At 74.4% G+C, this 21,796-nt stretch carries 19 protein-coding genes; 11 read left to right on the forward strand and 8 right to left on the reverse strand.

All coding sequences use genetic code 11. From position 1 onward, the window contains the following. Positions 1–48: 48 nt before the first annotated feature. Positions 49–2,220: a PAS domain S-box protein gene (locus PKC53_RS01155; RefSeq protein ID WP_324425442.1), complete on the forward strand. Its 2,172-nt coding sequence runs from the start codon at positions 49–51 to the stop codon at positions 2,218–2,220. Continuing rightward, positions 2,205–2,576, forward strand: coding sequence for a response regulator (locus PKC53_RS01160; protein WP_324425444.1), 372 nt, complete (start codon positions 2,205–2,207; stop codon positions 2,574–2,576). Before PKC53_RS01155 ends, PKC53_RS01160 begins: the two co-directional genes overlap by 16 nt. Positions 2,577–2,599: 23 nt before the next feature. Here the strand turns inward: PKC53_RS01160 and PKC53_RS01165 are convergent, their stop codons facing one another. The 6 genes from PKC53_RS01165 to PKC53_RS01190 are packed head-to-tail and all read right to left on the reverse strand — an operon-like array spanning position 2,600 to position 8,545. Further along, the gene (locus PKC53_RS01165; protein ID WP_324425446.1) at positions 2,600–2,938 is read right to left on the reverse strand and encodes a Na+/H+ antiporter subunit G; all 339 of its coding nucleotides are present in this window, start codon (positions 2,936–2,938) and stop codon (positions 2,600–2,602) included. A 10-nt stretch (positions 2,939–2,948) separates the two neighbouring features. After that, positions 2,949–3,233 (reverse strand): K+/H+ antiporter subunit F, encoded by a 285-nt coding sequence (locus tag PKC53_RS01170; protein ID WP_324425448.1) that lies wholly within the window; start codon positions 3,231–3,233, stop codon positions 2,949–2,951. Then, entirely contained in the window at positions 3,230–3,745 is a 516-nt protein-coding gene (locus PKC53_RS01175) for a Na+/H+ antiporter subunit E (RefSeq protein ID WP_324425450.1), read from the reverse strand. Before PKC53_RS01175 ends, PKC53_RS01170 begins: the two co-directional genes overlap by 4 nt. Then, complete coding sequence (locus PKC53_RS01180) at positions 3,742–5,358, reverse strand: monovalent cation/H+ antiporter subunit D (RefSeq protein WP_324425452.1); 1,617 nt, start codon at positions 5,356–5,358, stop codon at positions 3,742–3,744. The genes PKC53_RS01175 and PKC53_RS01180 overlap by 4 nt, the downstream gene beginning before the upstream one ends. Further along, a complete protein-coding gene (locus PKC53_RS01185) occupies positions 5,355–5,696 on the reverse strand; it encodes a Na+/H+ antiporter subunit C (protein ID WP_324425639.1) in 342 nt (113 codons plus the stop codon). Before PKC53_RS01185 ends, PKC53_RS01180 begins: the two co-directional genes overlap by 4 nt. 2 nt (positions 5,697–5,698) lie before the next feature. Beyond that, positions 5,699–8,545, reverse strand: a complete 2,847-nt coding sequence (locus PKC53_RS01190) for a monovalent cation/H+ antiporter subunit A (RefSeq protein WP_324425454.1) — start codon at positions 8,543–8,545, stop codon at positions 5,699–5,701. A gap of 132 nt (positions 8,546–8,677) precedes the next feature. Between PKC53_RS01190 and PKC53_RS01195 the strand changes: the two genes are divergently transcribed. The 8 genes from PKC53_RS01195 (at position 8,678) to PKC53_RS01230 (ending at position 18,418) form a co-directional block, all read left to right on the forward strand. Further along, the gene (locus tag PKC53_RS01195; RefSeq protein ID WP_324425456.1) at positions 8,678–10,201 is read left to right on the forward strand and encodes a fumarate hydratase; all 1,524 of its coding nucleotides are present in this window, start codon (positions 8,678–8,680) and stop codon (positions 10,199–10,201) included. A gap of 279 nt (positions 10,202–10,480) precedes the next feature. Continuing rightward, entirely contained in the window at positions 10,481–13,117 is a 2,637-nt protein-coding gene (locus PKC53_RS01200) for a LuxR C-terminal-related transcriptional regulator (RefSeq protein WP_324425458.1), read from the forward strand. Positions 13,118–13,303: 186 nt separating this feature from the next. Next, positions 13,304–15,916, forward strand: a complete 2,613-nt coding sequence (locus tag PKC53_RS01205) for a LuxR C-terminal-related transcriptional regulator (RefSeq protein WP_324425461.1) — start codon at positions 13,304–13,306, stop codon at positions 15,914–15,916. Positions 15,917–16,103: 187 nt separating this feature from the next. After that, positions 16,104–16,511 carry a hypothetical protein gene (locus PKC53_RS01210; protein WP_324425463.1) on the forward strand — a complete coding sequence of 136 codons (408 nt, stop codon included), beginning with the start codon at positions 16,104–16,106 and terminating at the stop codon, positions 16,509–16,511. A gap of 46 nt (positions 16,512–16,557) precedes the next feature. After that, positions 16,558–17,301 (forward strand): hypothetical protein, encoded by a 744-nt coding sequence (locus PKC53_RS01215; protein WP_324425465.1) that lies wholly within the window; start codon positions 16,558–16,560, stop codon positions 17,299–17,301. A 156-nt stretch (positions 17,302–17,457) separates the two neighbouring features. Further along, on the forward strand, positions 17,458–17,622 hold the full coding sequence (locus PKC53_RS01220; protein WP_324425467.1) for a hypothetical protein: 165 nt from the start codon (positions 17,458–17,460) through the stop codon (positions 17,620–17,622). A gap of 20 nt (positions 17,623–17,642) precedes the next feature. Beyond that, entirely contained in the window at positions 17,643–17,885 is a 243-nt protein-coding gene (locus tag PKC53_RS01225; RefSeq protein ID WP_324425469.1) for a hypothetical protein, read from the forward strand. After that, positions 17,882–18,418 carry a hypothetical protein gene (locus PKC53_RS01230; RefSeq protein WP_324425471.1) on the forward strand — a complete coding sequence of 179 codons (537 nt, stop codon included), beginning with the start codon at positions 17,882–17,884 and terminating at the stop codon, positions 18,416–18,418. Before PKC53_RS01225 ends, PKC53_RS01230 begins: the two co-directional genes overlap by 4 nt. A gap of 70 nt (positions 18,419–18,488) precedes the next feature. Here PKC53_RS01230 and PKC53_RS01235 read toward each other — a convergent pair whose 3' ends face one another. Further along, positions 18,489–19,799: a mechanosensitive ion channel domain-containing protein gene (locus PKC53_RS01235; RefSeq protein ID WP_324425473.1), complete on the reverse strand. Its 1,311-nt coding sequence runs from the start codon at positions 19,797–19,799 to the stop codon at positions 18,489–18,491. A 48-nt stretch (positions 19,800–19,847) separates the two neighbouring features. Next, entirely contained in the window at positions 19,848–20,783 is a 936-nt protein-coding gene (locus PKC53_RS01240; RefSeq protein ID WP_324425475.1) for a histone deacetylase family protein, read from the reverse strand. 34 nt (positions 20,784–20,817) lie between these two features. Between PKC53_RS01240 and PKC53_RS01245 the strand changes: the two genes are divergently transcribed. After that, entirely contained in the window at positions 20,818–21,744 is a 927-nt protein-coding gene (locus PKC53_RS01245; protein WP_324425476.1) for an AAA family ATPase, read from the forward strand. Positions 21,745–21,796: the final 52 nt, after the last annotated feature.

The raw sequence follows: 21,796 nt of genomic DNA on the forward strand, positions 1-21,796 counted from the left end.
CGCGGGGTCGCGCACGCGGTGCACGCCCGCGCGGAGGACCAGCCAGCAATGACCCGCAGCGAGCGCGCGCCGCAGCCGCCGACGGCCGACGGCGACCGCCTGGACGCGGCCACCTTCCAGCGCCAGAAGTACGACGACTTCCGCCGCACCTCGGCGCTGGCCGGCGTGGCCGGCGCAGTGCTCGTGTCCACGCTGTGGGTGTGGGACTGGGCCGTCGACGCCGCGCATGCCCCCGACACGCTCGGGTTGCGGCTGCTGCTGTCGGCGTCGATCCTGGTGTACCCGGCGGCGCTGGCGCTGGGCGTGCGGCGCGGGCTGTCGCTGGTGTTCTACGCGATGCTGCTGTGGCTGCAGTGGGTCTACCACGCGATCCTCGCGCGGCTCGACGGCGGCGCGGTGCACGGGCTGGCGGGCTACATGTACTGGTTCATCGTGCCGCCGCTGATGAGCTTCGTGCTGCCGCTGGCGCACAACGTCGCGGGCAACCTCGCGGTGGTCGCGTTCCCGCTGGCGATGACGATGCTGCTCGGCGCCCCGCCGGCGCTCGACGTGCCGCGCTACCTGGCGCTGATCGTGCCCGCCGGCGCAATCACGATCGCCGGGCACGTGATGATCGACCGCCTGATGCGCCGCATCTACGAGGCGCAGTGGCAGTTGCAGCGGCGCGCGCGCACGATCGACGCACTCGGCCAGGACAAGCGGCGCGCCGACGACGCGCTGCGCAAGTCGGAGGAGCAGTACCGCCTGCTCGTCGAGCACGCCAGCGAAGGCATCCTGATCTCGCAGCGCGGCGTGCTGCGTTTCGTCAACCCGCGCATCGTCGAGCTCGCCGGCCGCCCGGCCCCGGAGCTGCTCGGGCGCAACCTGCTCGACTTCGTGCACCCCGACGAACACGCGACGCTGACCGATCTGTACCGCCGCCGTCGTGCCGGCAGCACGCTGCCGGTGCACGCCGAGTTCCGCGTCGTGCGCCCCGACGGCGGCGTGGTGTGGGTCGAGACCAGCGGCGTCGACGTCGAGTGGGAGGGCCAGCGTGCCGTGCTGTCGTTCCTGATCGACATCACGCAGCGCCACGCGCTCGAGGAGAGCCTGAAGCACACGCTCGAGGAACGCGAGACGGTGCTCGACCGCTCGATGGTCGGCATCGCCTTCCTCGACCCGCAGGGCCGGCTGCGCTGGGCCAACCCGGCGCTCGGCCGCATCTTCGGCACCGACACGGACGCACTCGTCGGCCGCTCGCTCGAGCCGTTCTACGCCTCGCGCGACAGCTACCTCGCCACCGGGGCCGCGGTGACCGCGGCGGTGCGCGCCGGCCAGGGCTACGAGACCGAGCTGACGATGCGGCGCAGCGACGGCGGCTCGTTCTGGGCGCATCTGTCGGGCAAGGCGGTCAACGCGCGCGACCTGTCGCGCGGCACGGTGTGGGCGGTGATGGACATCGACACGCGCAAGCGCGCCGAGCAGGAGATCCGCAGCGCGTTCGAGAAGCACAAGGAGCTCGGCGAGCTGAAGTCGCGCTTCGTCTCGATGACCTCGCACGAGTTCCGCACGCCGCTGGCGACGATCCTGTCGTCGACCGACCTGCTCGAGCACTACGCCGAGCGGCTGCCCGCGGCCGAGCGCGCCGAGCTGCTCGCGACGATCAGGCAGGCGGTGCAGCGCATGACGCGCCTGCTCGACGACGTGCTGCTGATCGGCAAGGCCGAAGCCGGGCGGCTGGCGTTCCGTCCGGTCGAGGTCGACCTGTGCGCGCTGTGCCGCTCGGCGGCCATGGAGGCCGAACGCGCCGCACCGCGCGCGGCCGCGACCCACGACGCCGGCACGCGCGCGCACGTCGTGCTCGACCTGCCCGCCGGCGAACTGCGCGTGCGCGCCGACGACAAGCTGCTGCGCTTCATCCTCGGCAACCTGCTGTCCAACGCGCTGAAGTACTCGCCGGCCGGCGGCGACGTCGTGCTGACGCTGCGCGCCGACGCGCAGGCGCTGAGCATCGCCGTGGCCGACCGCGGCATCGGCATCCCGCCCGAGGACCTGCCGCGGCTGTTCGAGCCCTTCCACCGCGGGCGCAACGTCGGCACGTTGCCGGGCACCGGGCTGGGGCTGGCGATCGTGCGCAAGGCCGTCGACCTGCACGGCGGGCGCATCGAGGTCGACAGCGCGCCCGGCGCCACCCGTTTCGTCGTCACCCTGCCGAGGCACGAGGCATGGCCCGCATCCTGATCATCGAGGACGAACCCGACATCCGGCACAACCTGAAGCGCGTGCTGCAGTTCGAAGGCCACGACGTCGTCGAGGCCGAGGACGGCCGTCGCGGCGTCGAGCTGGCGCTGCAGTGCGCGCCGCAGCTGGTGATCTGCGACCTGATGATGCCCGAGCTCGACGGCTTCGCGGTGCTGCGCGAGCTGCGCGCCCACCCAGCCACCGCCGGCGTCGCGTTCTGCTTCCTGACCGCCAGCGCCGAGAAGGACACGCGCCAGCAGGGGCTCGCCGCCGGCGCCGACGACTACATCACCAAGCCGTTCGAGCTGCACACGCTGCTCGACCTGCTGCGCCGCCGCCTGCCGCCGCCGCGCTGACGGCGCGCCCGGCGCGCGACGCGCTATGGGCGCGGCTGATCCGGCGGCACCGGCGCCTTCGACGGCACGCGCAGGTGCAGCGCCGCCTTGGCCATCAGGTTGGCCGACACCGGCGCCGTGACGAACAGGAACAGCGTGATCAGCAGTTCGTGCAGCCCCCAGCGCCCCTGCGCCCAGCCGAGCGCGAGGCTGGCCAGCAGCACGCCCCCGACCCCCAGCGTGGTCGCCTTGGTCGGCGCGTGCAGCCGCATGAAGAAATCGGGGAAACGCAGCATGCCGACCGCGCCGACCAGCGCGAACACCCCGCCGACCACCAGCATCGCGGCGATCACCAGTTGCCAGGCCCAGTGCAGTTCGATCATGTTCGTGTCCTCACTCGATCACGTCGCCTCGGCTGAGGTAGCGCGACAGCGCCACCGTGCCGACGAACCCCAGCAGCGCGATCAGCAGCGCCGCCTCGAACAGCAGATCGGTGCCGAAGCGCATGCCCAGCAGGATCACCAGCGCGACGACGTTGACGTACATCGTGTCCAGCGCGAGCACGCGGTCGGGCAGGCCGGGGCCGCGCACCAGGCGCACCGCGGCCAGCACCAGCGCGAGCCCGACGGCGGCGAACGCGAAGTCCAGCGCCCACGACACCAGCGGCAGCGAGTTCATCCGAAGATCTCCATCAGCGGCTGCTCGTAGCGCTGCTTGATCTGCTGGGCCATCGCCGGCGCGTCGTCGCAGTCGAGCGCGTGCACCAGGATCTGCCCGCGCTCGTCGTCGACGACGCACGACACCGTGCCGGGCGTCGTCGTGATGATCGTCGCCAGCAGCGTGATCGCGGTCGGGTGCCGCGTGGCCAGCGGCACCGGCACCCACGCCGGCCGCGGGTCCGACGCCGGGCTGAGCACGATGCGCGCGACGGTGAAGTTCGACACCACGATGTCCCACAACACGACGAAAGTCAGGCGAAGAGCGGTACCCCAGGCGCGCGGGTGCACCGCGGCGCCGAGGAACCGGTGCACCAGGCGCGGCACGACCAGCGCCAGCACCACGGCGCTCAGCAGGTCGGCCGGCGCCACGCTCTGGCGCAGCAGCAGCCACACGAGCGCCAGCAGCACCGACAGCGCCGGGTGCGCGAACCAGCCGCCGCCGGCACGCGGGCCGTCGTCGCGCGGCGTCATCGCGGGGCTCCTGTCGAGGTGGCGTCGGCCGGGCCGAAGCGGTACGGGCGCGCCGTGTCGCGCACGCCGTCGCCGAGCACCGCACGCGCGTACGCCTCGCGGTCGACCAGTTGGCGCGCCGCCGCCTCGGTGTAGCGCTGGATCGGCGCGGCAAACACGCTCATCGCCAGCGTCGCGCCGAGCAGCACCACCGTCGCGCCGACGAGCGGCAGGCTCGCGCCGGCGTCGCCGCGCGAAGGGGCGTCGGCACGCGTGTGCCAGAACAGCACGCTGCCGGCGCGCGCGAGCCCGATCAGCGTGAGGAACCCGGCGCCCAGCACGACCGACCACACCGCCGGCTGCCACGCGTGCGCGCTGGCCGCCTCGAGCACCATCAGCTTGCCGATGAATCCGGGCAGCGGCGGCAGCGCCGCCGCCGACGCCGCGGCCAGCAGCATCAGCAGCCCGAGCAGCGCCGGCTGCGCCACCGGCGACGCCGGCTCGAGCCGGTCGGCGGCGTCGCCGCGCTGCGCCGCCACCAGTTCGGCCAGCAGGAACAGACCGGCGACGACCAGCGTGCTGTTGGCCATGTAGTAGAGCGCCGCCGACCACGCCGCCGTGCTGAACAGCCCCAGCGCGGCGAGCACCGTGCCCACCGAGGCCACCGTCAGCCACGCGACCAGCCGCGACAGCGTGTGCGCCGCCAGCGCGCCGAGCACCCCGACCGCGGTGGTGGCCAGCGCCAGCGGCAGCAGCAGCGGCGCCACGGTCAGCGCCGAGTCGCCGGCGCCGGCGCCGAACACCACCCCGTGCACGCGCACGATCGCGTAGACGCCGACCTTGGTCATGATCGCGAACAGCGCCGCCACCGGCGCGCTGGCCGCCGCGTAGGTCGCCGGCAGCCACATCGCCAGCGGCATCAGCGCGGCCTTGAAGCCGAACACCACCAGCAGCAGCATCGCCGCGGCCTGCAGCACCAGCGCGTCGGGCGCGGCGACCATTGGCACGCGCAGCGCCAGGTCGGCCAGGTTCAGCGTGCCGGTCTTCGCGTACAGCAGCGCGACGCCCACCAGGAACAGCGCCGACGCGGCGAGGTTCAGCACCACGTAATGCACGCCGACGCGGAAGCGCTCGCGCCCCTGGCCGTGCAGCATCAGCACGTACGACGCGATCAGCAGCACCTCGAAGAACACGAACAGGTTGAACAGGTCGCCAGTGACGAAGGCGCCGCCCAGCCCCATCAGCTGGAACTGGAACAGCGCGTGGAAGTGCCGCCCGTGCGCGTCCCAGCCGCCGCAGGCGTACCACAGCACCGGCAGCGCGACGACGGCGGTCAGCAGCAGCATCATCGCGCCGAGACGATCGATCACCAGCACGATGCCGTACGGCGCGGGCCAGTCGCCGACGCGGTAGGCGCGGACCTCGCCGCCTGCGGCGTCGACCGCCAGCCGCGCGGCGAGCACCAGGAACAGCAACGTCGAGGCCAGCGCGACGCGACGCGCCCACAGCAACCGGTGGTGGCCGTGACCCCCGTGCGCGTCGCCGCCGTGGTCGCCGATCAGCAGCAGCACGATGGCGGTGGCCGCAGGCAGCAGCACCGGCAGGATCGGCAGATGGTCGGCCAGAACGCTCATGCGCCGCCGTCCCGGTCGCGTCGGCCGTCGACGTGGTCGCTGCCGCTTTCGTGACGGCTGCGCAGCGCCAGCTCGATGACGAAGCCGGTGGTCGCGAAGCCGATCACGATGGCCGTCAGCACCAGCGCCTGCGGCAGCGGGTCGGCGAACTCGGCGGCCGCCTCCGAGAGGATCGGCGGCGCGCCCGACCACAGCCGGCCCATCGCGAAGATGAACACGTTGACCGCGTAGCCGATCAGCGTCAGCCCGAGCACCACGCTGAAGGTGCGGCCGCGCAGCAGCAGGTAGATGCCCACCGCGACGACCCACCCGATGCCGGTGGCCACGAGGAACTCCATCGTCATCGCACGCGCTCCCGCGGACCGGCTTCCTTGCTCGCCGCGCCGAGCACGACGAGCATCAGCATCGTCGCCCCGACCACCGTGAGGTACACGCCGAGGTCGAACAACGCCGCGGTGGCCAGCGGCAGCTCGCCGAGCACCGGCACCGACGGGTGGCCGTGCGCGCTGGTCAGGAAAGGCTTGCCGAACGCGAAGGCGCCGACGCCGGTGAGCCAGGCGATGCCCAGCCCGGCGCCGATCCAGCGCGTGAAGCGCACCCCCCCGCGGCCGTGCAGCACCGCGTCGGCGTGCTGCTGGCCCCGCGCCACGTACTGCAGCACCAGCGCCACCGCGGTCACCAGCCCAGCGATGAAGCCGCCGCCGGGCAGGTTGTGGCCGCGCCAGAAGATGTACGCGCTGACCACCAGCGCGATCGGCAGCACCAGCCGCGCGACCATGCGCAGCATCAGCGGCTCGCGCCCGAAGCTCCAGGCGCGGCCCGCCGCGTCGTGCGCAGGCCGCCGCACGCGCAAGCCGTCGAGCACCGCGAGCACGCCGACCGCGGCGATGCCCAGCACGGTGATCTCGCCGAACGTGTCGTAGCCGCGGAAGTCGACCAGGATCACGTTGACCATGTTGGTGCCGCCGCCGCGCGGCAGCGACTGGTCGAGGAAGTACCAGCTGATCGAGTCGTGGTCGCGCGTGAGCATCAGCCAGGTCAGCCACGCGATGCCGCCACCGCCCGCGGCGGCCAGCGCGGCGTCGCGCCAGCGCCGCGGCGTGCTCGACTCCTTCGGCGACAGCTGCGGCAGCAGCGCCAGGCCCATCAGCAGCAGCACCGTCGAGACGAAGTCGACCGACAGCTGCGTCATCGCCAGGTCGGGCGCCGACAGCGCGACGAAGGTCAGCGAGGCCACCAGTCCGACCCCGCCGGTGAGCACGACGGCGACGAAGCGGTGGCGCTCCTGCAGCACCAGCACCGCGCCGACGACGACCAGTACGGCCCACACGCCGACCGCCACCGGTGACGCGGGCAGCAGCACGCGGTCGTGCGCCCGCGGCCCGTCGCCGCCGTGCAGGACGAACGGCAGTGCCGCGACCACCACCGCGCTGGCGACCATCCAGCCGGCGTAACGCTGCAGCGATCCGTTCTCGAGCCCGCGCGTGAAGCGCCCGGCGGCGCCGAACAGCGCGTCGACGGTGGCCACGAACACCGCCTTGCCGCCGCGCCCGCTGGGCAGGTAGCGGTGCAGCCGGCCGCCGCCGGCCAGCGCGAGGTACATCGCCGCGCCGCCGGCCACCGCGATCGCGCTCATCGCCAGCGGCCAGTTCAGCCCGTGCCACAGCGCCAGGTGGAACCCCGGCGCCGGCGCGCCGAGCACGGCCGAGGCGGTCGCGCGCACGAGCGGTTCGGCCAGCCACGGCATCAGCCCGACCACGATGCACACCGCGACCAGCAGCACGACCGGCGCCTTCATGCCCCACGGCGGCTCGTGCGGGTGCGCGTTCGGCAGGTCCTTCGGCGGCCCGTTGAAGAAGGTGTCGTGCACCAGGCGCAGCGAATAGGCCATCGAGAACAGCCCGCCTGCGGTGGCCAGCACCGGCACCAGCCACGACAGCGAGCCCCACATCGCAGCGCCCTTCACCGCCTCGTCGAGCATCATCTCCTTGCTGATGAAGCCGTTGAAGGGCGGAATGCCGGCCATCGCGGCGCTGGCCAGGATCACCAGCGTGCCCATCACCGGCATCGCCGCCATCAGCCCGCCGAGCTGGCGCATGTCGCGGGTGTGCGTCTCGTGGTCGACGATGCCGGCGCTCATGAAGAGGGCCGCCTTGAACGCCGCGTGGTTCAGGATGTGGAACACCGCGACCACCGCCGACATCGGCGAGCCCAGCCCGATCAGGAAGGTGATCAGCCCCAGGTGGCTGACCGTGCTGTAGGCCAGCAGTCCCTTGAGGTCGTGCTTGAAGACGGCGACGAAGGCGGCGAAGACCATGGTCGCCAGGCCGACGCTGGCGACCACGCCCTCGAACAGCGCCGTGCCGCCCAGCACCGGGTACAGCCGCATCATCATGAAGAGGCCGGCCTTGACCATCGTCGCCGAGTGCAGGTAGGCCGACACCGGCGTCGGCGCGGCCATGGCCTCGGGCAGCCAGAAGTGGAACGGCAGCTGCGCGCTCTTCGTGAAGCAGCCGACCAGGATCAGCCCCAGCGCCACCGGGTACAGCGGATGGGCCTGGATCTCGGCGCCCTTGGTCAGCAGCACCGAGAGGTCGAAGCTGCCGCCGATCTGTCCCAGCACCACGATGCCGGCCAGCATCACCAGCCCGCCGCCGCCGGTGATGGCCAGCGCCATGCGCGCGCCGGCGCGGCTTTCCTCGCGCCCGCCCCAGTAGCCGATGAGCAGGAACGAGCTGATGCTGGTCAGTTCCCAGAACACCAGCAGCAGCAGCAGGTTGTCCGACAGCACGATGCCCAGCATCGCGGCCATGAACAGCATCAGCGTCGCGAAGAACTTGCCCGCCGGGTCGCCGTCGGCGCCCGGGTGCAGGTAGTAGGCCGCGTACACGATGATCAGCAGGCCGATGCCCGAAATCAGCGACGCGAACATCCAGGCCAGCGCGTCGAGGCGGAAGTTGGCGTTCAGCCCGATGGCGGGCACCCACTCGGTGTGCTGCAGCAGCACCTCGCCGGCGAACACGCCCGGCGCCAGGAACATCAGCAGGGCGAACGACGTGCCTGCGACCGCGCCGGCGACCCACGCGGTCGCACGCCGCCGCGCCGGCGACTCGACGCGACCGGCGACGAAGCACAGCGTGGTGCCGATCACCAGGGGCAGCAGGACGATCAGGGCAAGCAGGTTCATCGGGGCGGTGCCAGGGTGCGCCTGCGCGCAGCGGAAAAAATGCCGCGCGATTGTAGGGACCCCGTCGCACGCGGGCGTGCAGCGGCGCTGACTACACTTCGAGGGCCTGCCGCCTCCGACCGCCCCTCTGCCATGCCTACCACCATCCGCCACGCCGACCTCGTCGAGACCGTCGCCGCCGCACTGCAGTACATCAGCTACTACCACCCGGCCGACTACATCGCCCACCTGGCGCGCGCCTACGAGCGCGAGCGCAGCCCGGCGGCGAAGGACGCGATCGCGCAGATCCTGACCAACTCGCGCATGAGCGCCGAGGGCCACCGCCCGATCTGCCAGGACACCGGCATCGTCAACGTGTTTCTCGAGGTCGGCATGGACTGCCGCCTCGACCTGCCCGGCAGCCTGGACGACAGCGTCAACGAGGGCGTGCGCCGCGGCTACCTGAACCCGGACAACGTGCTGCGCGCGTCGGTGCTGGCCGACCCGATCTTCGAGCGCAGGAACACCCGGGACAACACGCCGGCCGTCATCCACACCCGGCTGGTGCCGGGCGACAAGCTGCACGTGACCGTGGCCGCCAAGGGCGGCGGCAGCGAGAACAAGAGCAAGTTCAAGATGATGAACCCGAGCGACAGCCTGGTCGACTGGGTGCTGAAGACGGTGCCGACGATGGGCGCCGGCTGGTGCCCGCCGGGCATGTTGGGCATCGGCGTCGGCGGCACCGCCGAGAAGGCGATGCTGCTGGCCAAGGAGTCGCTGATGGACCCGATCGACATGCACGAGCTGCTCGAGCGCGGGCCCGCGAATAGGCTCGAGGAGCTGCGCATCGAGCTGTACGAGAAGGTCAACGCGCTGGGCATCGGCGCCCAGGGCCTGGGCGGGCTGACGACGGTGCTCGACGTCAAGATCGCGACCTACCCGACGCACGCGGCGAGCAAGCCGGTGGCGATGATCCCCAACTGTGCCGCCACGCGCCACGCGCACGTGGTGATGGACGGCTCGGGCCCAGCCTTCCTGGAGCCGCCGAGCCTGGACCTGTGGCCCGACGTGCACTGGGCGCCCGACTACAACAAGAGCACCCGGGTCGACCTCGACACGCTGACGCCGGCGCAGGTCGCGTCGTGGAAGCCGGGGCAGACGCTGCTGCTCAACGGCCGCATGCTCACCGGCCGCGACGCCGCGCACAAGCGCATCGCCGACATGCTGGCGAAGGGCGAGCCGCTGCCGGTGGACTTCACGAACCGCGTCATCTACTACGTCGGCCCGGTCGACCCGGTGCGCGACGAGGTCGTCGGCCCGGCCGGCCCGACGACCGCGACGCGCATGGACAAGTTCACCGAGACGATGCTCGCGCAGACCGGCCTGATCGCGATGATCGGCAAGGCCGAGCGCGGGCCGGTGGCGATCGAGGCGATCAAGAAGCACAAGAGCGCCTACCTGATGGCCGTCGGCGGCGCCGCCTACCTGGTGGCCAAGGCCATCAAGGCGGCCAAGGTCGTCGGCTTCGCCGACCTCGGCATGGAGGCGATCTACGAGTTCGAGGTGAAGGACATGCCGGTCACGGTGGCGGTGGACGCCGGCGGCACCAGCGTGCACCAGACCGGGCCGCGCGAGTGGCAGGCCCGGATCGGCAAGATCCCGGTCGTCGCGGCATGAGCACCCCGGCGCGCCGCTGACCACGGCGCGACGCGCCCGGCGCCACCGCGGCTCGTCCTGCGGCGGGTGCGGCCCGTCGCCACGACGCCGCGCTTCGTCGCGCCGTCGTGGCGCGGGCGAGGCCGCCGCGCGACGATGGCGTCCATGCCTGCCGCCCTGACCCTCGAACGCGACGACACCCGGCGAACGGCGCGGGCCCCGCCACCGCCTGCGGTGCGGCACGCATTGCGGGTGTTGCCGCGCGGCGCACAATGCGCGCCATCGCAGCCGCCCCGCACGATGAGCTTCGCCCGCACCAAGCTGCAGCCGCCGCGCCCGCGCGCCGGTGCGCTGCTCGAGCGTCCGGCGCTGCAGCGCCGGCTGCGCGAGGCGCTGCTGGCGCAGCGCCTGGTGCTGCTGTGCGCGCCGGCCGGCTACGGCAAGACCGCCACGCTGGCGCAGCAGGCGCAGTCGCTGCCCGACGGCACCGCGCTGGCCTGGATCGCCGCCGACGAGGGCGACGAACTGCCGCAGTTGCTCGAGTGCCTGGCCGCCGCGCTCGAACCCTGGGACCCGCCCTGGCGCGTCGCACCCGAGGCGCTCGTCGCCGCGGCGGGCGACGCCTCGCCGCGCGAGCGACTCGCGCTGGCCGATGCGCTGATCAACACGCTCGACGCCTGCGAGGTCGAGCACGGGGTGATCGTCGTCGACGACCTGCACCGCGTCGCCGATCCCGCGGTCTACGCCTTCCTCGACCACCTGCTCGAGCGGCTGACGCCGCGCTGGACGCTGGCGCTGACCAGCCGCTTCGAGCCGCCGCTGGCGCTGGCGCGGCTGCGCGCCGCCGGCGACGTCGCCGAGTTCCGCCAGGCCGACCTGCGCTTCGGCACCGACGAGGCGCGGTCGCTGGTGGCCGGCGCCGGGCTCGACGCGACGCTGGCCGACACGCTGGTGCAGCGCACCGACGGCTGGGCCGCCGGGCTGCGCCTGGCCGTCAACGCGCTGCGCGAAGGGCGCGCCGCCGCGTCGACCGGTGGCCTCGAGCGGCCGTGGCTCGACTTCCTCGGCGCCGAGGTGATCGACCGCCTCGACGACGAGCTGCGCGACTTCCTGCTGCGCACCTCGGTGCTGCCCGAGCTGACGCCGTCGCGCGCCGCGGCGGTGTCGGGGCACCCGCATGCCGCGCGCCTGCTCGACGAGGTCGCCCGCCACGGCCTGTTCGTCACGCTGCACGACGGCGCCGAGCCGACGCTGCGCCTGCACGACCTGCTGCGCGAGGCGCTCGAGCAGCGGCTGCAGCGCGAGCACGCCGGCGAGCTGCCGCAGCTGCTGCTGCGCGCCGCCGCCGGCGAGCCCGACGTGCGCCGGCGCATCGGCTGGCTGCTGCGCGCCGGCGCGCACGACGAGGCCCAGCGCGCGCTCGCCGAGGCCGCACCCGGCCTGCTGGCCGCCGGCGACAGCGCGCGCGTGCTGCGGCTGATCGAGGGCTTCCCGCCGCCGCTGCGCGAAGCGTCGCCACTGCTGGCCTACGTGCGAGGGCTGGCGGCCTGGCCGCGCTTCGAGTGGCTGGTGATGGACCGCGCGCTGGCGCAGGCCGCCGCCGGGTTCGAGCGCGCCGGTCAGGCGGCGCTGGCCCGCCGCTCGCGCGCCTGGCGCATCGTCGCCGTCGCCGGGCTCGGCCGGCTCGACGAGGCGCACGCAGAACTCGCCGCGCTGACCGCCGCGCCCGGCGGCGACCCCGACCTGCAGCCCCACCTGCACCTGATGGCGTTCTGGCTCGGCGGCGCCAGCGGCCCGGCCGACGCACCGGCGCGCCAGCTGCGGGCGATGCTCGACGTGCTCGACCCCGGTGCCGGCGCACCGCTGTGGTACCGCTGCGCGCCGCACTTCATGTTCATCGGCCGCCCGGGGCTGCTCGCGCCGCTGCAGCGCTACGTCGACACCGCGCTGGCGGTCGCGGGCGACAGCCACGTGCCGCTGCGCGCCGCGGCGCAGGCGCTGCGCGCCTGGGCACTGCTGTGGCAGGGCCGCCTCGACGCCGCCGACGAGGCGATGGCCGGCGCGCGCGACGACGACCGCTGGCTCGGCGGCCAGCGCAGCCTGCGCATCCCGGTGCTCGGCTACGACGCGGCGCGCGCCTCGCTGGCCGGCGACGCCGAGGCGGTGCGCCGCCACGGCGGCGCGATGATCGACGACGTCGACCAGGACCCGGCGCGCCGGCCGGCGTGGCGCGGCGTGTACCTGATGATGTCGGCGCGCATGTCGCTGGCCGCCGGCGACGCCGACCACGCGCGCGCGCTGCAGCGCGAGCTGCAGGCCACGCCGGGCGAGCGCGAGTGGCCGTTCATGCCGCACGCGCGCCGCGTGCTCGACGGTGCGCTCGCGCTGCACGACGGCGACGTCGACGCGGCGCTGCCGCTGCTCGAGGACGCGATCGCCCCGCTGGCCGACGTCGAGACCTTCGGCGTCGAAGCCAGCGCACGCGTGCTCGCCGCGCTGGCCCGCCTGCGCCGCGGCGAGGCCGCCGCCGCCGCCGCGTGGCTGCGCCCGGTGATCGCGCGTGCCGACCCCGCCGCGGGCAGCGAAGTCGGCGGCGCCTGGTTCACCGGGCGCGACGTCATCGCCGAGCTGGCCTCGGCGCCATGGGGCGGGCAGCTGGACGCCGCCGAGCTCGCACACCTGCTCGACTGGCGCCGACGCCTCGACGCGCTCGCCGCGCCGGCGCCCGCCGTCGCCGCCGACGCCGGCGACACGCTCAGCGCGCGCGAACGCGAGGTGCTCGAACGCATCGCCGCCGGCGACAGCAACAAGCTGATCGCACGCGCCTTCGACCTGAGCCCGCACACCGTCAAGCGCCACGTCGCGAACATCCTCGACAAGCTGGCGCTGAACTCGCGCGGCGAGGCCGCCGCCTGGTGGCGGCAGCGCACGCTCTGAGTGCGCGCAGGGCCGGGCCCGCCCGGCCCGCAGCGGTTGCGCCGGCGGGTGCCGCCGCTGCGCTCCGAACCCCCGTCGCCGGGTGGCCACCCGACGGGCCACGCGGGGCGGCCGTCGCGCCACCGCGACGGCGCGACGGACTGGCGCAGAATCCGCGTCGACGCCCCGCCGCCGCACCCGCCCGCGATGCACTTCGCCGTCACCAAGATCCAGCCGCCGCGCCCGCGGCCGGGCTGGATCGCGCGTCCGAGGCTCGAGTCGCGGTTCGCCGCGGCCATCGGCACGCACCGGCTGGTGCTGGTCAGCGCGCCGGCCGGCTTCGGCAAGACCGCGCTGCTGGCGCGCCAGGTGCACGCACTGGCCGGCGACACGGCGCTGGCCTGGATCGCCGCCGACAGCGGCGACGACCTGCACCGCCTGCTCGAGTGCCTGGTCGCCGCGCTCGAACCCTACGACCTGCCGTGGCGCCTGGCGCCCGAGGCGGTGGCCGTGCAGGCCGCCGACGGCAGCCCGGCACTGCGCCGCACCGCCGCGGCCGCACTGCTGAACACGCTCGACGCCGCCGACGCCGCGCGCGGGCTGATCGTGCTCGACGACGGGCACCGCGTCGACGACGCCGACGTCTGGCGCTTCCTCGACCTGCTGCTCGAGCGGCTGAGCCCGCGCTGGACGCTCGCGATCTCGACGCGCCACGACCCGCCGCTGGCGCTGGCCCGCCTGCGCGCCGCCGGCGAACTGGCCGAGTTCCGCCAGACCGACCTGGCGTTCGACCGCGACGAGGTGCAGGCGCTGGCCGCGGCCGACGGCGTCGAGCCGGCCGCCGCCGACCGGCTGCTGGCGCGCACGCACGGCTGGGCCGCGGGGCTGCGACTGGCGCTGAGCGCCGGCGGCGCGGCGGTGGCATCACGCGCCGCGGCGATCGACCGCGCGATGTTCGACTACCTCGCCACCGAGGTGCTCGACCGGCTCGACGCGCCGCTGCGCCGGTTCCTGCTGCGCGTGTCGGTGCTGCCCGAGCTGACGGCGTCGCGTGCGGCCGCGGTGTCGGGCGACGCCGCCGCGGCGGCGCAGCTCGAGCGCGTCGAGCGCCTGGGCCTGTTCGCCACCGCACTCGACGCCGCCGAGCCGACGATCCAGCTGCACGACCTGTTCCGCGACGCGCTCGAGCACCGGCTGCGGCGCGACCACCCCGACGAGTGGCCGCGGCTGCTGCGCATCGCCGCGCAGACCGAACCCGACCCGGCGCGCCGCCTGGCGCTGCTGCTGCGCGCCGGCGACCTCGACGCCGCCGCCGAGACGCTGCTCGCGCACGCGCTGGACATGCTCACCGCCGGCGCGCTGGCGACCGTGGCGCACCACATCGCGCAGTTCCCACCGCAGTACGCGGCGCGCTCGCCGGCGCTGCAGCAGGTGCTCGGGGTGCTGTCGTGGGCACGCTGGGACTTCCACACCATGGTGCCGGCGATGCAGCGCGCCGAGGCCGGCTACGCCGCGGCCGGGCTCGACGAGCGCGTGCCCGCGGCGCAGGCGTACCACGCGCTGGCGCTCAACGGGCTGGGGCGCAGCGCCGAGGCCGGCGCGCGCCTGGGCACGCTGCGGCGCGCGCCGCTGCCCGCCGAGACGCGCGTCGTGGTGCTGGTGGCCTGTCTGTGGCACGCGCTGGACCTGGGCTCGACGCACCGCGTCGGCGCGCTGCTCGACGAGCTGATGGACCAGCTCGAGGCCACCGACGACCTGTCGCTGTGGTATCGCGGTCACCCGATTCCGCGCATCAACGGGCTGCCGGGCGCGCGCCGCTCGATGCAGCGCTGGGCGCACGGCGCGCTGGCGCGCTGCGGCGACCAGCCACTGCCGTTGCGCGCGCTGGCGACGCTGCAACTGGGCTTCGACGCCGCGTGGCACGGCCGCCTCGACGACGCGCAGGCGGCGCTGCAGCGCGCGCGCGACGACGCGCGCTGGCTCGGTGACCCGCCCAACGTGGTCGGCACCGAGCAGCTGCTGTCGGCGCTGCTGCCGACGCTGCGTGGCGAGCGCGACGCCGCGCTGGCCGCCGCGCAGCGCCTGCTCGACGGACACCTCGGCGGACGCGGGCGCTGGTCGCTGAGCGCCAACACCTTCTACGCCGCGCGCATCGCCGCCGCGTTCGACGACCTGCCGCGGCTGCGCGAGTACCTGCGCCAGCTCGGCATGCTGGCCGCCGACGAACGCATGCCGCCGTCGCTGCAACGGCTGGTGGCACCGCTGCACGGTCACCTCGCGTGGCTCGAGGGGCGGCGCGACGCGGCGATCGGTGCGTGGCGCGCCGCCATCGCCGACGAGCGCGTGATCGACCGCGTCGGCTTCGGCGTCGAGGTGCGGCTGCGCCTGGCCGCCGCGCTCGCCGACGCCGGCGACGACGCGGGAGCCGCCGACGCCGCGGCGCCTGCGCTCGCCGCGGTGGACGCGCACGCGGGCATCGTCGGCGTGCGCTTCGCGCGGCCGATGGTCGCGCGCCTGCTCGACGCCGGTGCGCTCGACGCCGACGCGCGCGACCGGCTCGCCGGCTGGTGCGGGCTCGTTGCGGACGGCGCACCCGTATCGGCGCATGGCGACGGCAGCGGCAGCGCCGACGACCTCAGCACGCGCGAGCGCGAGGTGCTCGAGCGCATCGCCGCCGGCGACAGCAACAAGCTGATCGCACGGGCCTTCGACCTGAGCCCGCACACCGTCAAGCGCCACGTCGCGAACATCCTCGACAAGCTCGCGCTGAACTCGCGTGGCCAGGCCGCGGCCTGGTGGCAGGCGCAGCAGCGGCACTGACGCCCGGCGCGGCCGCGCCGCGCCCCCCGCGCCCTCACGCCCCCGCGCCGCGCATCGCTGCGAGCGGTGCGGTGGCCCGACGGCATGGCCCGTCGCCGGGCGGGCCATGGCTCCTTCAGGCGATGCCGCGCCGGCGCCCGACGGGAACACTGGCGCCATCGTCAACCCACCTCCTCGAGGAAGCCCGATGCGCCCCGCCTTCACCCCCGTCGTCGCCGTCGTCGCCGTCGCGTCCACCCTGCTGCAGGGCTGCGCCAGCTCGTCGAAGGACATCACCCCCGCCTACGTGACGCCGATGCAGTACCAGGCGCACGACTGCGCCCAGCTCGGCGCCGAGCTGCAGCGCATCCAGGTGCGCGTGAGCCAGCTCGGCGGCCGCCTCGACGAGGCGGCGCGCAACGACAAGGCCATCGCCGGCGTCGGCGCGCTGCTGTTCTGGCCGGCGCTGTTCGCGCTCGGCGGCACCAAGGAACAGGAAGCCGAGTACGCCCGCCTCAAAGGCGAGCACGAGGCGATCGTGCAGACCACGGTCATGAAGCGCTGCCCCGGTGCCGTCGCGATGGCCCCGAAGGGCACGCGCACCGGCACGCACTGAAACCACCCTCAGCCCACCCTTGCACGCCACACGAAGAAGACACGACATGGACCACGCCCTGACGAACCACCTGCCCGGCAACACCTTCCACGCCGCCGCGGCGCCGCGATTCGACATGTACACCGGCATCCACAAGGCGCTGCGTGCGTTCATGGCCGACACGCTGCTGCGCCTCGGGCGCGTCGACGTCGAAGACGCCGACGAGCTCGGCGCGGCGCTGGCGCAGCTCGACGCGCTGCTTGCCGAACTGCGCCACCACCTGCACAACGAGAACGACTTCGTGCACACCGCGATCGAGGCGCGCCGACCTGCCGGTGCGTCGCGCACCGCGGCCGACCACGTCGAGCACCAGGCGTCGATCGCCGACCTCGAGGACGAGGTGCGCACGCTGCGCGCCGCCGATCCGGCGCGACGCGCGCTGCTGGCGCTGCGCCTGTACCGCCACCTGGCGCTGTTCGTCGCCGAGAACCTCGAGCACATGCAGATCGAGGAGACGGCGAACCAGGCGACGCTGTGGGCGCTGTACACCGACGCCGAGCTGGCCGCGGTGCACGACGCGATCCTCGCCAACCACACGCCCGAGCAGATGGCGGTCGTGGTGCGCTGGATGGCGCGCGCGCTGTCGCCGCAGGAGCTGACCGGGCTGTGCCTGGACGCACGCGCCAAGCTGCCGCCCGAGGCCTTCGCGGGCCTGTTCGGGCTGATTCGCGCCGAGCTCGACCCCGCGCGTTCGGCCCGGCTGGCCCGCACCCTCGACGTCGCGCCGGTGCCCGGCCTGGTCGAGGCCTGAACCCCGGCGCCCCCCCCCGTTCGGCCCGGCTGGGCCCCCCCCCCGCCTGGCCGCCGGGGCCCGGCCTGCGCCGGGCCTGACCCGCGGCGCCCCCCCCCCCCCCCCCCCCGCGCGCCGCGATCGCCGCAGCGCGCATCGACCCTGCACGAGACTTCGATGCCACACCGCCCTGCCCCGTCGATCGCCGCGCGCACCTCGCGCGCACCGGTGGTCACCCCGACGCGCGTGCCCGGACTGCGCGCCGCGCTCGCACGCTATGCCGACCGGCTGACGCTGCAGTGCCGCGACGCGCTGCGCCGCGGCGCGCGCCACAGTGCCTGACCCGCAGCCAGGAGCCGACGATGACTTTCCGACTGTCCGGCGCATTGAAACCCGCGCTGCCGCTGCTGCTGCTCGCCGCGGTCGGCGTCGGCGCCGCGGTGCTCACCGCGCGACCCGACGCCGGCGACGACCGCGCCGAAGCCCGCGTGCCCCAGGTCGGCGACGCCGACTTCGAGCAGCGCCTGGTCGAACGCTACCGGCAATGGGCACGCGAAGGGGCCCGGCGTGCCGCCGAGGCCCCGGCCATGGCGGCGTCGCGGTGAAGCCGCCCGCGTCGCCGCCGGCGGGCGGCGAAGACGCGCGCGTCGTGGTCGACGCCGGCGTCGTGGTGCTCGCCGACGGACGGGTGCACTGCTGGATCGAGCACGCTGCGCTGGCCGGGGTGACGCCGGCGATGCTCCACTGGTGGTACGCACGCCGCACCGGCACGCCGCGCACCGAGGTGCTGCGCCTCGACGACGGCGGCTTCATCCACCGCCGGCACCGCGGCGGGCTGCCGGTGGCGGTGACGAACCACCGCTTCGACGCGCTCGCCGGCGGCACGCGCTGGCGCCACACGCTGACCGTCGGGCTGCGCGGCGCCTGGGCGCGCCCGCTCAACGCGCTGCTGCGACGCGTCGCGTTCGGCGAGGCGCAGGGCCGCGACTGGGTGCAACGCCGCGCCGTGGCCGCGCGCCGCGTCGAGCGCGACCTGCCGGCACGCTACCGCAGCGAAGGCGGCGCGGCGTGGACCGCGGCGCGGCGAGATGCCGCCGCCCCGGCCTGGCGGGCGCCGACGGCAGCGGCACGGGCCTGACCCGCCGCGTCGACGCCGGACGCATCGCCCGCCGCTGTCCTCGCCGCGCCGCACGGCGGGCGCGCCAGCGTCACCGCGGCTCGTCGCGCGGCGGCGCGTCACCGGCCGCCGGCGCGGGCGCAGGCATGTGCACGACCCGCTGCGGGTACGGGATCGGCACGCCCATCGCGTCGAGCGTGCGCAGGATCTCGAGGTTGACCGCCGAGCGCACGTTGGCCTGCCCGTTATCGGGGTCGGCGATCCAGAAGAACACCGTCAGCTCGAGCCCGTCGGCGGCGAACGCGGTCAGCCGCACCGACGGCGCCGGGTCGGCGAGCACCCGCGGCACCGCGGTGACGGCGCGCGCCAACCGCGCCATCACCGCCTCGACGTCGCTGCCGTACGCCACCTGCACGACGGTGCTCAGCAGCAGCTGCGGATCGGCCAGCGACAGGTTCTCGATGCGCGAGGTCATCAGCATCTCGTTGGGCACGATCGACTCGCGCCCACCCAGCGAGCGGATCAGCGTGTAGCGCGTCTTGATGTCGGTGATGCGGCCCTCGAAGCCGTCGACGCGCACCGTGTCGCCGATGCGCAGCGAACGCTCGGCGAGGATCACGAAGCCGCTGACGTAGTTCGCCGCCAGCTTCTGCAGCCCCAGGCCGATGCCCACGCCGATCGCGCCACCGAGCACGCCCAGCGCGCCCAGCGGGATGCCGGCGGCCGACAGCGCGATCAGCAGCCCGATGGTCAGCAGCAGCGCGCGCGTGACGTTGGCCGCGATCTTGCGCAGCGACTGGTCGCGCAGCGCCGTCGAGCCCAGCCCGGCGAGCAGGCGCGACTCGACGGCCGACGACAGCCACAGCATCAGCACCAGCACGACGACGGCGGTCAGCGCGCCCTCGATCAGCGCGAGCACTGTGACCTCGGTGCCGCCCAGGCGCCAGCGCATGGCCTCGAGCTCGTCGCGCAGCGTCGGCAGCAGGCCGGTCAGCCACAGCACCAGACCGATCCACACCAGCCACGACAGCGTGCGCTCGAGCGCGCGCACCAGCGCCGACACCGGGAACGCGGCGCGCAGCACGCGCACGCCGACGCGGATGATCACCAGCGAGCCGAGCACCGGCACCGCGAGGTGCAGCACCGTCGCCGGCAGCGTGTCGCGCACCAGCCAGCGCACCAGCAGCGCCGCGCCGAGCGCGAGCACCGGGAACAGCACACCGTCGACGATGCGCTCGCCGAACCACACGCTGCCCGGCCGCGGCTCGGCGCCGCGCAGCAGCCGCACCGCGGCCGCGGCCGCGCCCAGGCACAGCGCGAGCAGCGCCAGCTCGCCGGCCACGCTGCTGCCGGACCACTCGGCGAGAAGGGCGTCGAGCTCGGCGCCGAGCTTCAGCTGCACGTCAGCTCCACGGCCGTCGACGGGTCGCGCCGCGCGGTGGGATGCCTCTCACACGTCGGCGAGCACGCGCAGGTGCGCCGCCACGCTGCGCCCCAGCGCCGACAGGCTGTACCCGCCCTCGAGGCACGAGACGATGCGCCCGCCGGCGTGGCGCTTGGCGACCTCGACCAGCCGGCGGGTGATCCACTCGTAGTCGGCCTCGACCAGACCGAGCTGGCCGAGGTCGTCCTCGCGGTGGCCGTCGAAGCCGGCCGAGACGAACAGCATCTGCGGGCGGAAGGCCTCGAGCCGCGGGATCCACATCTGCTCGATCGCCTCGCGGACGTCCATGCCGCGCGTGTACGGCGGGATCGGCACGTTGACCATGTTCGTGCCCATCGGCACCGCGCCGGTGCCCGGGTACAGCGGGTGCTGGAAGAAGCTGGCCATCAGCACGCGATCGTCGCCGGCGACGATGTCTTCGGTGCCGTTGCCGTGGTGCACGTCGAAGTCGACGATCGCCACGCGCTGCAGGCCGTGCACGTCGAGCGCGTGGCGCGCCGCGACGGCGACGTTGTTGAAGAAGCAGAAGCCCATCGTCTGGTCGCGCGTCGCGTGGTGGCCCGGCGGGCGCACCGCGCAGAAGGCGTTGCGCACCTCGCCGGCGATCACCGCGTCGGTGGCCGCCACCGCGGCGCCGGCGGCACGCAGCGCGGCGCGCCAGGTGTGCGGCGTCGCGATCGTGTCCGGGTCGAGTGCCTTCGTCTGGCCGTCGGCGGCGAGCTGCTCGAGCAGGCTCTTGAGCTCCATGACGTAGTGCACGCTGTGCGCGCGCTGCAGGTGCTCGAGCGAAGCCAGCGGCGCCTCGCGATGCTCCAATGCCACGTCCAGCCCGGTGGCCAGCAGGTGGTCGCCGATCGCGTCCAGCCGCTGCGGGCATTCCGGGTGCCCGGCCCCCATGTCGTGGACGCGGCAGTCGGGGTGGCTGAAGAAGGCAGTGCTCATGAAGCGTGACTCGATTGCAGGTATCGTGCGGCCGATGACTTCGCCGCTCTCGTTGCAGCTGACCCGGCTGGTGGATCAGATTAGCACGATCATCGTCGGCAAACGCCCGCAGATCGAGGACTGCGTCGCCTGCCTGCTGGCCGGCGGCCACCTGCTGATCGAGGACGTGCCGGGCGTGGGCAAGACCACGCTGGCGCACGCGCTGGCGGTGTCGCTGGGGCTGAGCTTCAACCGCGTGCAGTTCACCGCCGACCTGATGCCCAGCGACCTGACCGGCGTGTCGGTCTACGAGCGCAGCAAGGAGGCGTTCGTGTTCCACCCCGGGCCGGTGTTCACCCAGGTGCTGCTCGCCGACGAGATCAACCGCGCCGGCCCGAAGACGCAGAGCGCGCTGCTCGAGGCGATGGAGGAGCACCAGGTGACGGTGGAGAACGACACGCGCGCGCTGCCGCGGCCGTTCTTCGTCATCGCCACGCAGAACCCCGGCGACCAGCTCGGCACCTACCCGCTGCCCGAGAGCCAGCTCGACCGCTTCCTGATGTGCATCACGCTCGGCTACCCCGACCGCGCCAGCGAGCGCGCGCTGCTCGCCGGCGAGGACCGGCGCGGCCTGGTGCAGCGGCTGCCGCCGGTGATGCGCGGCGAAGAGCTGCTCGCCGCGCAGCAGCAGGTGCTGGCGGTGCACGCGTCGGACGCGCTGCTCGACTACGTGCAGGCGCTGATCGCCGCCAGCCGCAGCGGCCGCTGGTTCGTCGACGGGCTGAGCCCGCGCGCCGGCATCGCGCTGCTGCGCGCGGCCAGGGCGCGCGCGCTGCTCGACGGGCGCGACTACGCGGCCCCCGACGACGTGCAGGCGGTGCTGCCGCAGTGCGTCGCGCACCGGCTGGTGCCGGCGGCCGGCGCCGGCCGCGGGCGCGTCGAGCAGGTGCGCGCGATGATGGAAGCGGTGGGGCTGCCGTGAACGGCGCCGTCCGCGGCGGCGGCCGCACGTCGCCGCGCACGCCGCGCCGCTG

Origin of the sequence: Azohydromonas sp. (assembly GCF_035325925.1) — a bacterium.
Classification (GTDB): domain Bacteria; phylum Pseudomonadota; class Gammaproteobacteria; order Burkholderiales; family Burkholderiaceae_C; genus Calidifontimicrobium.

Coding starts and splice junctions, on each gene's coding strand:
- PKC53_RS01155 (WP_324425442.1), top strand. CDS start 49: ATGACCCGCAGCGAGCGCGCGCCGCAGCCGCCGACGGCCGACGGCGAC.
- PKC53_RS01160 (WP_324425444.1), top strand. CDS start 2,205: ATGGCCCGCATCCTGATCATCGAGGACGAACCCGACATCCGGCACAAC.
- PKC53_RS01165 (WP_324425446.1), bottom strand. CDS start 2,938: ATGATCGAACTGCACTGGGCCTGGCAACTGGTGATCGCCGCGATGCTG.
- PKC53_RS01170 (WP_324425448.1), bottom strand. CDS start 3,233: ATGAACTCGCTGCCGCTGGTGTCGTGGGCGCTGGACTTCGCGTTCGCC.
- PKC53_RS01175 (WP_324425450.1), bottom strand. CDS start 3,745: ATGACGCCGCGCGACGACGGCCCGCGTGCCGGCGGCGGCTGGTTCGCG.
- PKC53_RS01180 (WP_324425452.1), bottom strand. CDS start 5,358: ATGAGCGTTCTGGCCGACCATCTGCCGATCCTGCCGGTGCTGCTGCCT.
- PKC53_RS01185 (WP_324425639.1), bottom strand. CDS start 5,696: ATGGAGTTCCTCGTGGCCACCGGCATCGGGTGGGTCGTCGCGGTGGGC.
- PKC53_RS01190 (WP_324425454.1), bottom strand. CDS start 8,545: ATGAACCTGCTTGCCCTGATCGTCCTGCTGCCCCTGGTGATCGGCACC.
- PKC53_RS01195 (WP_324425456.1), top strand. CDS start 8,678: ATGCCTACCACCATCCGCCACGCCGACCTCGTCGAGACCGTCGCCGCC.
- PKC53_RS01200 (WP_324425458.1), top strand. CDS start 10,481: ATGAGCTTCGCCCGCACCAAGCTGCAGCCGCCGCGCCCGCGCGCCGGT.
- PKC53_RS01205 (WP_324425461.1), top strand. CDS start 13,304: ATGCACTTCGCCGTCACCAAGATCCAGCCGCCGCGCCCGCGGCCGGGC.
- PKC53_RS01210 (WP_324425463.1), top strand. CDS start 16,104: ATGCGCCCCGCCTTCACCCCCGTCGTCGCCGTCGTCGCCGTCGCGTCC.
- PKC53_RS01215 (WP_324425465.1), top strand. CDS start 16,558: ATGGACCACGCCCTGACGAACCACCTGCCCGGCAACACCTTCCACGCC.
- PKC53_RS01220 (WP_324425467.1), top strand. CDS start 17,458: ATGCCACACCGCCCTGCCCCGTCGATCGCCGCGCGCACCTCGCGCGCA.
- PKC53_RS01225 (WP_324425469.1), top strand. CDS start 17,643: ATGACTTTCCGACTGTCCGGCGCATTGAAACCCGCGCTGCCGCTGCTG.
- PKC53_RS01240 (WP_324425475.1), bottom strand. CDS start 20,783: ATGAGCACTGCCTTCTTCAGCCACCCCGACTGCCGCGTCCACGACATG.
- PKC53_RS01245 (WP_324425476.1), top strand. CDS start 20,818: ATGACTTCGCCGCTCTCGTTGCAGCTGACCCGGCTGGTGGATCAGATT.